Origin of the sequence: Campylobacter sp. CFSAN093224 (assembly GCF_012897395.1) — a bacterium.
Lineage (GTDB): Bacteria > Campylobacterota > Campylobacteria > Campylobacterales > Campylobacteraceae > Campylobacter_D > Campylobacter_D jejuni.
In genome coordinates this window covers 1,193,161-1,205,065 of record NZ_CP040607.1, presented here as the reverse complement: position 1 = coordinate 1,205,065, position 11,905 = coordinate 1,193,161, and the positions used below count along the sequence as shown (strand labels likewise).

12 protein-coding genes are annotated in these 11,905 nt (G+C 33.5%); 7 read left to right on the top strand and 5 right to left on the bottom strand.

What is annotated here, in order from left to right; genetic code table 11:
* The first annotated feature begins 46 nt into the window (after positions 1-46).
* Genes FBF11_RS06200 through FBF11_RS06185 form a run of 4 tightly spaced genes read left to right on the top strand, consistent with a single transcriptional unit; the run spans position 47 to position 4,140 of the window.
* Positions 47-1,186, top strand: coding sequence for a hydrogenase small subunit (locus FBF11_RS06200; protein WP_002853195.1), 1,140 nt, complete (start codon positions 47-49; stop codon positions 1,184-1,186).
* A 2-nt stretch (positions 1,187-1,188) separates the two neighbouring features.
* Positions 1,189-2,904: a nickel-dependent hydrogenase large subunit gene (locus FBF11_RS06195; RefSeq protein WP_002853190.1), complete on the top strand. Its 1,716-nt coding sequence runs from the start codon at positions 1,189-1,191 to the stop codon at positions 2,902-2,904.
* 10 nt (positions 2,905-2,914) lie between these two features.
* Positions 2,915-3,607 (top strand): Ni/Fe-hydrogenase, b-type cytochrome subunit, encoded by a 693-nt coding sequence (gene cybH / locus FBF11_RS06190; RefSeq protein WP_002853164.1) that lies wholly within the window; start codon positions 2,915-2,917, stop codon positions 3,605-3,607.
* The gene (locus FBF11_RS06185; protein ID WP_002859319.1) at positions 3,604-4,140 is read left to right on the top strand and encodes a HyaD/HybD family hydrogenase maturation endopeptidase; all 537 of its coding nucleotides are present in this window, start codon (positions 3,604-3,606) and stop codon (positions 4,138-4,140) included. The genes cybH and FBF11_RS06185 overlap by 4 nt, the downstream gene beginning before the upstream one ends.
* Here FBF11_RS06185 and recR read toward each other — a convergent pair.
* The 3 genes from recR to FBF11_RS06170 are packed head-to-tail and all read right to left on the bottom strand — an operon-like array spanning position 4,137 to position 6,612.
* The gene (gene recR, locus FBF11_RS06180) at positions 4,137-4,709 is read right to left on the bottom strand and encodes a recombination mediator RecR (RefSeq protein WP_002853214.1); all 573 of its coding nucleotides are present in this window, start codon (positions 4,707-4,709) and stop codon (positions 4,137-4,139) included. The two genes, FBF11_RS06185 and recR, sit on opposite strands and share 4 nt — an antisense overlap.
* Positions 4,709-5,944, bottom strand: a complete 1,236-nt coding sequence (locus tag FBF11_RS06175) for an ArsS family sensor histidine kinase (RefSeq protein ID WP_002857920.1) — start codon at positions 5,942-5,944, stop codon at positions 4,709-4,711. The genes recR and FBF11_RS06175 overlap by 1 nt, the downstream gene beginning before the upstream one ends.
* Positions 5,941-6,612, bottom strand: coding sequence for a response regulator transcription factor (locus tag FBF11_RS06170; RefSeq protein ID WP_002853168.1), 672 nt, complete (start codon positions 6,610-6,612; stop codon positions 5,941-5,943). The genes FBF11_RS06175 and FBF11_RS06170 overlap by 4 nt, the downstream gene beginning before the upstream one ends.
* 156 nt (positions 6,613-6,768) lie before the next feature.
* On the opposite strand from FBF11_RS06170, the gene dnaJ reads away from it, so the two are divergent.
* Complete coding sequence (gene dnaJ, locus FBF11_RS06165; protein WP_002853203.1) at positions 6,769-7,890, top strand: molecular chaperone DnaJ; 1,122 nt, start codon at positions 6,769-6,771, stop codon at positions 7,888-7,890.
* Positions 7,891-8,004: 114 nt separating this feature from the next.
* On the opposite strand, the gene FBF11_RS06160 is transcribed toward dnaJ, so the two are convergent.
* Positions 8,005-9,279, bottom strand: a complete 1,275-nt coding sequence (locus FBF11_RS06160; protein ID WP_100625347.1) for a major outer membrane protein — start codon at positions 9,277-9,279, stop codon at positions 8,005-8,007.
* Positions 9,280-9,530: 251 nt separating this feature from the next.
* Positions 9,531-9,986 (bottom strand): low molecular weight protein-tyrosine-phosphatase, encoded by a 456-nt coding sequence (locus FBF11_RS06155; protein ID WP_002853170.1) that lies wholly within the window; start codon positions 9,984-9,986, stop codon positions 9,531-9,533.
* A gap of 53 nt (positions 9,987-10,039) precedes the next feature.
* Here FBF11_RS06155 and FBF11_RS06150 point away from each other — a divergent pair, with 53 nt between their 5' ends.
* On the top strand, positions 10,040-11,224 hold the full coding sequence (locus tag FBF11_RS06150) for an MFS transporter (protein WP_002878587.1): 1,185 nt from the start codon (positions 10,040-10,042) through the stop codon (positions 11,222-11,224).
* 17 nt (positions 11,225-11,241) lie between these two features.
* Entirely contained in the window at positions 11,242-11,904 is a 663-nt protein-coding gene (locus tag FBF11_RS06145) for a DUF4230 domain-containing protein (protein WP_002859315.1), read from the top strand.
* Position 11,905: the final 1 nt, after the last annotated feature.

Here is an 11,905-nt window from a genome sequence, read left to right as displayed (position 1 = left end):
TTTTATTATTTATAGAGAATAAATTTCATGTTATAAAGGAAATATAATGATTGATTATCATCAAATAGAGTCGCGTTTATCGGCTCTTGAAAAGCTTCCTTCTTTGAAAGACAATGATAGTATTACAAAAGCATTAGAAAAGTCAGGTTTTTCTAGAAGGGATTTTATGAAATGGGCAGGTGCTATGACTGCATTTTTGGCTTTGCCAGCGAGTTTTACTCCTATGGTGGCAAAAGCTGCTGAGCTTGCTGATAGGCTTCCTGTTGTGTGGCTTCATATGGCTGAGTGTACAGGCTGTAGCGAGAGTTTGTTAAGAAGTGATACTCCAACGATTGATAGTTTGATTTTTGATTATATTTCTTTAGAATATCACGAAACAGTGATGGCTGCAGCAGGTTGGCAAGCTGAAGAAAATTTAGAAAGTGCCATTCAAAAGCATAAAAATAAATACATTTTAATGGTTGAAGGTGGTATCCCTATGGGTGATACAGAGCATTTTTTAACCATAGGTGCACATGGAAAAACAGGCTATGAGCTTTCAAAAATGGCAAGTGAAAATGCTTTGGCGATTTTTGCTATAGGAACCTGTTCTAGCTTTGGAGGAATTCAAGCCGCAAGACCAAATCCTAGCAACGCGCAGCCTTTAAGCAAAGTAACAAGCAAAACTGTGATCAATGTTCCAGGCTGTCCTCCAAGTGAAAAAAATATAGTGGGTAATGTACTTCATTATTTATTATTTGGTGAGTTACCAGCACTTGATGTGTATAATAGACCAAAATGGGCTTATGGTTTAAGAATTCATGATCTTTGTGAAAGACGCGGACATTTTGATGCGGGTGAATTTGTACATGCTTTTGGGGATGAAGGAGCAAAACAAGGTTTTTGTCTTTATAAAGTAGGTTGTAAAGGACCTTATACTTTTAATAACTGCTCAAGAGAGAGATTTAACCAGCACACTTCTTGGCCTATTCAAGCAGGGCATGGTTGTATAGGTTGTTCTGAGCCTAATTTTTGGGATACTATGGGACCTTTTGAAGAGCCTATGGCTAGTCGTAAATTTGATACCGTTTTTGGTTTGGGTGCGGATAGTGTTTCAGATAAAATCGGTATAGGTGTGCTTACACTCACAGGCGTTGCTATAGCAGCACACGCAGTTATATCTTCCATGCAAAAAGATAAGGAATAAAAATGAGTCAAAAAATAATCGTAGATCCTATTACAAGAATTGAAGGGCATTTAAGAGTTGAAGTTGTTGTTGATGATAACAATGTGGTAAAAGAAGCTTATGCGGGCTCTACTTTGTGGCGTGGTATTGAAACCATAGTAAAAGGGCGTGATCCAAGAGATGCGGGTTTTATGACGCAAAGAATTTGCGGAGTTTGTACTTTTTCACATTATAAAGCAGGTATAGTTGCTGTTGAAAATGCTTTAGGTATTACTCCGCCTTTAAATGCGCTTTTAACAAGAACTTTAATGAATGCGGCTTTATTTTTACACGATCATATTGTGCATTTTTATCAACTTCATGGGCTTGATTGGGCTGATGTGGTAAGTGCTTTAAGTGCTGATGTTAAAAAAGCAAGCGATGAAGCTTTTAAATACACTTCAAATCCTTATGCAACAGGTGCGGATAAACTTCTTGAAGTGCAACAAAGACTTAAAACTTTTGTAGATAAAGGAAATTTAGGACCTTTTGCTAATGCGTATTATGGTCATCCAACTTATCGTTTAAGTCCTGAGCAAAATTTAATCGTTCTTTCTCACTATCTAGAATGTTTAAGAATTCAAAGAATCATTGCTCAATGTATGGCGATTTTTGGAGCTAAAAATCCACATCCACAAAGCTTAACCGTTGGTGGTGTAACTTGCGTTATGGATTTACTCGATCCTGCAAGAATGGGTGAATATATGGTTAAATTCCAAGAAGTGCAAGACTTTGTTAATCGTGCGTATTATCCTGATCTTGTGATGGCAGGAAAAGCTTATGCACATGAAGCAAGTGTTTTAAATGATATAGGGGTAAATAATCTTTATACCTTTAAAGAATTCCAAATCGGAAGAGATGAATGGCTTTTTGAAAGTGGTATTATCAAAAATGGAGATTTAAGCAAGGTTTATGAAGTAGAAGAAGATAAGATTACTGAAGAGGCAACTCATTCTTGGTATGCAGACAATGAACCTTTACATCCTTATGATGGCAAAACAAATCCAAATTATACAGGACTTGTAGATGGAGAAAGCGTAGATCATCATGGAAATAATGTCCATTCTAAAGTGTTTGATACTAAGGGTAAATATAGCTGGATTAAAGCTCCACGCTATGAAGGAAATCCTATGCAAGTAGGACCTTTAGCAAATGTCGTTGTAAATTATGCTAAAGGTAATCAAAATGTTGTTCCTGTGGTAGATGAGTTCTTAAAAGAAACAGGACTTCCTTTAAATGCTGTATTTAGCACACTTGGAAGAACAGCTGCTCGTTGTATTGAAGCAAAAATCGTTGCAAATAATGCTTTAAAAGCGTTTAATAATTTAGTTGAAAATTTAAAAGTAGACCAGAGTACTTGTGCTCCTTATGTGATCGATAATTCTAAAGAATACAAAGGACGCTATATGGGGCATGTGCCACGCGGAACATTAAGCCATTGGTGTAGAATTAAAAATGGTGTTATTGAAAATTGGCAAGCTGTGGTGCCTTCTACTTGGAATGCAAGTCCAAAAGACGCAAATGGCGTAGGTGGAAGTTATGAGCAATGTTTGATAGGACTTAAAATCGCTGATGTAAAACAACCACTTGAAATCATTAGAAAAATTCACTCTTATGATCCTTGTATTGCTTGTGCGGTGCATGTAATGGATACTAAGGGCAATAATCTAAGTGAATATAAAGTGAATGTCAATTTATAAGGAGGCTTTCATGCAAAACAAAGAAGAAAAATTGCAAAGAAAAGCTGAATATGAATTTAGCATAGGTTTGCGTTTAACGCACTGGGTAAGAGCTATTGCTATAGTGATTCTTATTGGCACAGGGTATTATCTTTCCTATGTGTTCCAAAGCCCTATTAGTAACGGTGAACCCGTAAATTTTATGCAAGCAAAATACCGCTTAGTACATCAAGCGGTGGGTTTTGTTTTAATCGCTTGTATTATTTTTAAAGTATATTTGTTTTTCTGCGATAAGGTAAGCGCAAAAGAACGCAGAAGTGTATGGGATATTTTTAATATCAAATTATGGATAGAACAAGTAAAATTTTACATTTTCTTAGGAAAACATCCGCATTTAAAAGGGGTTTATAATCCTTTGCAATTTGTAACTTATTTTTTCTTTTATCTTGTGATATTAGGTATCATTCTTACAGGGCTTATTCTTTATACTCATACTTACCATGAGGGCTTAGGTGGGCTTTTATATCATATTTTAAGACCGCTTGAAGCTGCAATGGGCGGTTTGGCCGATGTAAGAACTTATCATAGAATTTTGATGTGGGTAATTATGATTTTTGTGCCAGTACATATTTACATGGCGATTTTTAACGCAGTAAAAGGTAAAGATGGTGCTATGGATGCTATTATTAGCGGATATAAATTTGTAAAAGAAGAACAGCATTGAAATTCTTAGTCCTTGGAATAGGTAATATCATGTTTGCGGATGAAGGCTTAGGCGTTCATCTTTGCAAACAACTTGAAAAAAACTACAAATTCACTCATTCTGAATTTACTTTAGATTTTGTTGATGGTGGAACTTTGGCTTTGCAGCTTAGCTATATCATCGCTCGATACGATAGACTTATCGTTTTAGACTGTATAGAAGCGCAAGGTGCGAGTATAGGAGATGTATTTTTCTTTCCTTATGATGCTATGCCTAATAAAATTAGCTGGAGTGGAAGTGCCCATGAAATAGAAATGCTTCAAACCTTACAATACATGGAACTTGCAGGAGATTTGCCTAAAACACACATCTTAGCTTGTGTGCCAAAGCGTATTGAAGCGATGAGTTTTAAGCTTTCAGATGAGCTTATACAAGGAGCTAAAATCATGGAAAAAACTTTACTTGATTTTTTAAGCAAGGAAGGTTTTGCTTATGAAAAGATTGCGGATTTTTCTTTGCAAGAATTAGCCGATATTTCTTATAAAAATTACTAAATTTTTGTTCTAAAATTCATAGCTTTATTTAAAGAGATTAAATCCACATTTTCTAAATTTACACCACTTGGAATTCCTTGAGCGATTTTACTAAAAGTTAGGTTTAAGCCTTTAAATTTATCCTCTATAAAAAAGATGGTTGCATCAGAATTAATGCTATGTGTCAATGCAAAAATGAGCTCAGAGATATTTAGCTTAAGTATGATTTGCTTTAGTTTTTCAAGTTTTTCTTCATTTAACTCATCTAAAACAAAATATAGCCCATTGTAACTTTGACTCTCTTCGAGTGTTAGTATATCTTTTGGGCTTTCAACTATACATAAAATGTTTTTATTTCTTTCTTTATCGCTACAAATTTCGCAAAGCTCATTTTCGCTTAAAGCACCGCATTGCTCACAAGGTTTTATAAAGCGGATAGCATTTTCTATATTGTGTGCGAGTTTCATACCATCGATTTGATTATTTATGCAAAGGTGATAAGCAAGCCTTATGGCGGTTTTTTTTCCTATGGTAGGTAAATTTGCAAAACTTTCAACAAGTTCATTGAATTTTTCCAGGCCTTTTACCATTATTTTTCTTTATCTCCAAAGAAAATTTTAAAGCAATGCTTTCCATCATCATAAAAATAAATCAAATCAAAATTATGCAGTTTACATACCTCTGAAACTATATAAAGTCCTAGTCCCATACCTTTGACTTGATTGTGTTTTTCTCTTGTAAAAGCTTCAAGATAATGCTCTATAGGCTCTGCTAAAGGTTTGCCTGGATTTTTAATGGTAAAACATTCTTTACAACAAAAAAGCTCACAAGTGCCATTGTTTGAGTATTTTAAGGCATTATCGATAAGATTTTTTAAAATTACAGAGAAAATTTCCATATCAACATTGATTAAAGCGTCATATCTTATATCGACTTTTACAACTTTATTAAAATCATCTATCATAAGGTGTTCTTTAGCTTCTTCAAGTATAGTGCTAAAACGACTAGGTTTAAAGTGTAAGTTGTAGTTTTTTGAAAATAAATTTTCGATTTTGGCAAATTCATTGATCAAAGAATCCATGCGTAAAAATATAGCGATAAGTCTTTCTTTTTGTCTGTCTTCTTTGATCATTTCAGAAATGATTCTCCCTTTTCCTATAGGGGTTTTTAACTCATGCATGATTGTTCTTAGGAAAAGTTGTCTTGATTGGATTAATTCTTGGTTTTTCTTGAAAGCTTTTTGAAATTCAAAGGCGATCTTGCCTACTTCATCTTCTTGATAGTCTAGAAAATCAGGTTGTTCCCCATTTGCAACTTCGGCAACTTGTCTTCTTAATTTTTTTAAAGGTTCTAAGGATTTTAATACAGAAAAATACATAAAAACAACCAACAAAGAAAAAGAGAAAAATCCTATCAATAAAAGATTATAAACCCTATCACTAGTATTTTCTTCATACAAGCCATCAAAATCTTTACATTGAACATCAAAATAAAGATTGCTATGATATTTTAAAGAAGAAAGAGTACAAAGCTCTCCGCCTGCTTTAAAAAGTGATTGTCCATTATTTCTTATAGCTTTTACAAGATTGGGATTTTGTATAGCGTTAAAACCGCTGTTTCCAAGATAAGCTCCTATTTCAACACCTGAAGTGTTTTCATAGGAGATGAGTAAATTTTTTATAAGATTTTCTTGTTTTAAACTTTCTTCTTCATTATAGGTATTCCCTTCTATTTTTAAAAGAACGATAAAAAGCACACAAACCAAGAAAAAAGTAACAACAAATAAAATAATCAGTTTGGTATGAATAGAATAATTTTTTGTCATCCTATCAGTTTATATCCTATACCTCTAACAGAAAAAATATGTTTTGGAGATTTTGAACTATCTCCTATTTTTACCCTTAAGCGACCGATGATAACATCAAGGCTTTTAGAATCTTTATCTTTTAGATTTTTACAGCGACTTACAAGCTGTTCTCTTGAAACACTATATCCGTGTTGTTGGATAAGGTATTCTAAAATTTCAAATTCAGCAGGAGTAAGTGTTAAAACCTTATCTTCATAGGTGATCTCATGTCTTCTTTCATCAATTTTGAAAGCAGAGTTAATATTTTCATTATTAGTGTGTTCAACTCTTTTTGTGCGACGAATAAGACTCATAATCCTTGCATACATTTCTTTTGGATCGTAAGGCTTTGGTAGATAATCATCAGCACCGATTTGAAGCCCCACAACTTTATCGCTTAAGTCACCTCTAGCCGATGAGATGATAATAGGAATATTGCTTTTTTGTCGGATTTCTCTACAAACTTCAAGACCATCAATTCCAGGTAAAGTTAAATCTAAAATCAGACAATCATAGCCTTGAATACCCACATTTAAAGCACTTTTAGGATTTTCAAAATTTGTGATTTTAATATTAAATTGCGCTAAATATTCAGATAATAATTGTGCAAAGTCAGGATCATCTTCTATCATCAACACATTAATCATTCTAGTGTCCTTGTAAATTTTTATGTAGTCTTTAAAATCTTTACATAATTTTATTTAAAATTTGATAAATTATTGATTTTATTTTTGCTAAAATTATATTTTTGAATTTTTAAAATTAAAATTCTAGTAAAATTTTAAATTTTTTAAAGGAATAATGTGGAAATAAGTTATTATGAAATTCTTGAAATCACGCAAAATGCTGATAAAGAAACCATAAAAAAAGCCTATAGAAAAATGGCTTTAAAATATCATCCTGATAGAAACCAAGGTGATAAAGAAGCAGAAGATAAATTCAAGCTTGTTAATGAAGCCTATGAAGTTTTAAGCAATGATGAAAAGCGAGCTATTTATGATAGATACGGAAAAGATGCTTTAAAAGGCGGTGGATTTGGTTCTAGTAGCTCAGGTTTTGGTGGTTTTGAGGATTTAGGAGATATATTTTCTAGTTTTTTTGGAGAAGGCTTTGGCTCATCGCGTCGTAGAAAAAGTTCAAATGATGAGAAAATCCCTTCAGATTTTATCGTTAATTTAAAATTAAGTTTTAAAGAAGCGGTTTTTGGTTGTAAGAAAAATATAGACTTTACTTATAAATGCTCTTGTAAAACTTGTAATGGAACAGGGGCTAAAGATGGAAAGCTTCAAACTTGTCCAAAGTGTCAAGGTAGAGGACAGGTTGGGGTTTCTCAAGGTTTTATCACTTTTGCACAAACTTGCCCTGATTGTCAAGGAATTGGAGAAAAAGCTAGTGAAAAATGTAGTGATTGTAAAGGTTTGGGTTATAATGAAAGCAAAGATAGTGTCGAGCTTAATATCCCAGAAGGTGTAGATACAGGTATGAAGCTTCGTGTCAATGCTAAAGGTAATATCTTAAAAAATGGTACTAGAGGGGATATGTATGTTAAGATCATCGCCGCTGAAGATGATACTTTTATCAGAGATGATGATGATATATATATAGAATTTCCAGTGTTTTTTACCCAGGCTATCTTAGGAGAGAGTATAAAAGTACCCACCATACGCGGTGAAGCGACCTTAAATTTACCAAAGGGTGCTAAAGATGGACAAAGATTTGTTCTTGAAAAAGAAGGGGTAAAAGATGTTCATAGTTCTCGCATGGGAAATCAAATCGTTCAAATTTCTATCAAATTCCCAACTTCTTTAAACGATGAACAAAAAGAACTTTTAGAAAAACTAAGTGAAAGTTTTGGCATCAAAGATGGTATGCATCAAGAGCAAAAAGGGCTTTTTGAAAAAATCACTAATTGGTTTAAGTCTTAATTTTCCTAAAGCGTTTTAGCTTGGGAAAATTTTTTATATAAATTTAAGTTTTAAAAATCAGGCATAAAAAAAGGCGGAGCAAAACTCCGCCTTGAAGTTAGACTTGAAAGCTTCTTAGAATTTGTAAAGAGCTTGAAGTCTTACAGTGCTATGATCAGCACTTTCATTAGTGTTTACACCTTGATCTAGGTTCACATAAGAATAGAATGCTGAGAAGTTAAGTTTTGGAGAGTATTTGTAATCTACTCTTGCAACAGCTTCAAGTTTTTTACCACCACCTAAATGATTAGCAGCTTCTGTTTTTGTTCCACCATATACGAAGTCAGCACCAACGCGAACTGTTTCGTTGAAAGTATATCCACCAGTTACATAACCGAAGATATTTCTACCAGTATCACCATTTAGTCTTGAACCAGTAGTATAGAAAATTTCCTCACCTGCAAGTAAAGAACCAAGATTACCTTGATCTTCGATTACAACTGTAGAAGCTTTTTCTTTATCACCGTAGTATAAACCACCAAGGCTAGCATCCCAACCATTTACTTCAATGCTACCTTTTAAAGCAAATAAATTGCCATTAGCGTGTGTTTTATCATCAAGTTCGCTATCAAGGCTATTTCCTAAGTAAGCACCTTCAAGTGTCCAGTTGATTCCATCAAAGATAGTTGTACTATAAGCTGCATCTACAGCATAGAAGAATGCTACTTGATCCCAGTAAGCTAACCATAATTGTGGATTAAATTGTCCGCCAGCAAGATCATAAGAACCTACAGCAGCAGCACCATAAAGATTTCCTACTGAATCCACTTTAAAAGGAGCTGTTGCCTGTGCTGTAGATGTAGTACTATGCCCTAATAAATCTGCACCTTGCTCTGCAGCCATGAAGCTATCTGCAGCAAAAGCAGCTAGAGTTAAACCATCGATGCTGTTATTTACTACTTTAACACCTGTGCCAACTAAACCATCAATAGCGTTATCCGTCCAGATAAGGTTTAATTGTTGTTTACCAGCGATTACACTTGTAGCAACATCTTCATTTGTATAAGTTAAGTATAATTGACGAACAAAAAGTCCTTTTTCGGCATTTGTTACGTTATCAACACCAGTGCCACCATCAACAGCGTTGTAGTCAAACTGAATGAAAGCTTTGAAGTTATCAGCTATAGCAGCACTGAAGTTAACTTGTGCTCTATATTTGTGATCTTGTTTGTTGTTGTTTAAATTTGAGTTGTTAACGAAATTTTTATCAAAATTACCTGTATCGTATCTGTATCTTAATACACCTGATACATCAACATCTTTGATCGCTTCTTCAAGTGGAGTAGCGTTAGCTGCTGAAAAAGCACCTGCAGCAAGAGCTGCAACTAAACTAAGTTTAACTAGTTTCATGAGAATTCTCCTTGTTAAAAATTAATAAAACATTGTAATTGTAGCACATAAATTTGGAGTTTTTTCTTAAGAAGCACTTAAAATAGTAAAAATTTTAAATCCGAAGGATAAAAACATCTAAAGAAAAGCCTAGCTAAAGGGATTTAAGCTAGGCGTGTAATTTTAAGGAGTTTTTCTTATGAATGTTTTTCGGTTCGTTTAGAAGTATAAGCCTAAAAAGTAAACGAGAAGTAATATATAGTTGTTTTAAATTATTTTGATAAAAAAACAAGTAAATTTTTACAAGCTAGGGATAAAATTTTATAAGTTTCATCAAAATTCCCGCTATACCAAGGATCAGGGACTTCATCGTAGTTTAGACTAGGACTAAAATCAGTGATTTTTAAAACTTTGTTTTGGGTGTTGGTGAAGTTTTTTAAAACATTTTTGAAGTTAGAATTGTCCATGGTGATTAAAAAATCGCTTTCATCGCAAAGCTTTTGAGTGAGTTTTTTGCTTGTGAAGTTTTTGTGTTCTATGTTAAGTTGAGCAAGTTTGTTTTTGGTGCCATAGTGCATACCTTCTCCATCGTGTTCTCCTGAAGTTCCAGCACTGCTTATAAAAAATTCTTTTTCTAAATTTGCTTTTTTGACAAGATCTTTCATGATAAATTCTGCCATAGGCGAACGGCATATATTGCCTAAGCATATAAAGAGTATTTTTTTCATTTTTATCCTTGAGTTTTAATTAAAAATTATAAAAAATATCATACAATAAATCCATGGAAAATTTCAATAGAACTTTGCTTGTGTGTTGGTTTGGTGTTTTTACCACAAGTATGGGGCTTAGTCAAATCGCTCCGATTTTGCCTTTTTATATCAAAGAACTAGGACATGTTGATACGAGTGAAATAGCGTTTTACTCAGGGCTTGCTTTTGGGATCACTCCACTTTTTATGGCTGTTTTTTCACCTTTGTGGGCTTTTTTGGGTGCAAAGTATGGTTATAAAAATATGCTTCTTCGTGCAAGTTTTGGGATGTCGGTTTTAACCTTATGGCTTAGCTTTGCTCATAGTGCTTTAGAAGTAGTTTTTGTGCGGGGTTTAACAGGGATAATTTCAGGTTTTACTTCTGCTGCTGTTGTGTTTATCGCTGTGATAGCACCTAAAGAAAAAGTGGCTTATGCTTTAGGAACTCTTTCTACGGCTTCTATAAGTGGAAGTTTGCTTGGTCCTTTGTTTGGTGGCTTTGTGGCTGAATTTTTTAGTATTAGTACGGTTTTTGATATGGTGGCTTTTTTGATCGCTTGTTCTTTTGTGACGATTTATTTTTTCATCCATGAGAGAAAAATTCAAAAAGAGGCGAAGAAAAATACTCAAAAAGTGAAAGAAAACAAAACCCTTATTATCGTTCTTTTTATCACTACTTTTGTGATACAATTTGGTACTTTTGGAGTGATGCCGATTTTAAGTATCTATGTTGAGCAAATTCATCAAGGTGGAAATTTGGCTCTTTGGGCGGGTATAGTAGTGGCTGCAAGTGGGATTAGCAATCTTTTTTTCGCACCAAAACTTGGAAAAATCGCCGATAAGATAGGGCCTAGTAAGATTATTTTTGGAGCTTTGATATTTTGTGGAATTTGCTTTTATTTGCAGGCTGTAGTAAGTAATGTTTATACGCTTATTTTCGTGCGTTTACTTATAGGTGTAGGACTTGGAGGGCTTTTGCCTTGTGTGAATGCCTTGCTTAAAAAAAGTGTGAGTGCTAAAAATTTAAGTGTGATTTTTGGTTTTAATCAAACTTGTCAATTTTTGGGAAATTTTTGTGGAGCTTTTGGCGGAGGGATTATGGCTTCACATTTTAGCGTGGAATTTGTTTTTACTTTTGTGTGTTTGATTTTTATCATTAATGCTTTTATTTTCTTAGCGTTTGAGAAAAAATATATCTTTTCAAATCAAGGTTTATAAATTTAGAAAGGTTTAAAATGGAAATGATTTTATTTGTTTTAGTGATGATTTTACTTGTACTTTTGTTTGTAGTGCTTTTTAGGCAGTATAAAAGCCCTAAAATAGAAGAAAAAAGCACGCAAAGTTTTAGCGATATCATGCAGCTTAAATCCATAGGAGAATTAAGTGTTTTTCAAGTTTTTAGTAAAGAGATTGTCACTAAAAAAGATAGCGCTTTTAATGGAATTTGGAAAAATCTTTTAGGATGGTCTTTGAGTGAAAGACAGATTGCTTTGATTTTTGAATTTGAGATCACTTTCTTGTATGATTTAAGGGATAAAAACTTTGATATTTTGCCTTTAGGGGACGATGCTTATAAGATCATCATGCCAGAGTGTAGATACAAACACAGCATCATAGATATGAAATTTTATGATGAAAAAAATGCTAAATTTTTACCTTTTTTACTGCCTGATTCTATCAATAGTACGGGGATTAGTTTTAGCGAAAGTGATAAAAACAAACTCATAAAAGAAGCCAAAGATGAGGTTAAAGACTTGTCTTTAAATCTTATCCAAAATTTAGAAAGCAAAATTCATAAAAGTGCTAAGGATACTTTAGAAGCTATTGCTAAAGGTTTTGGAGCTAAGAGAGTGGAATTTGAATTCAAGGATAACACGCAAAAGCTAGATATTAACTAGC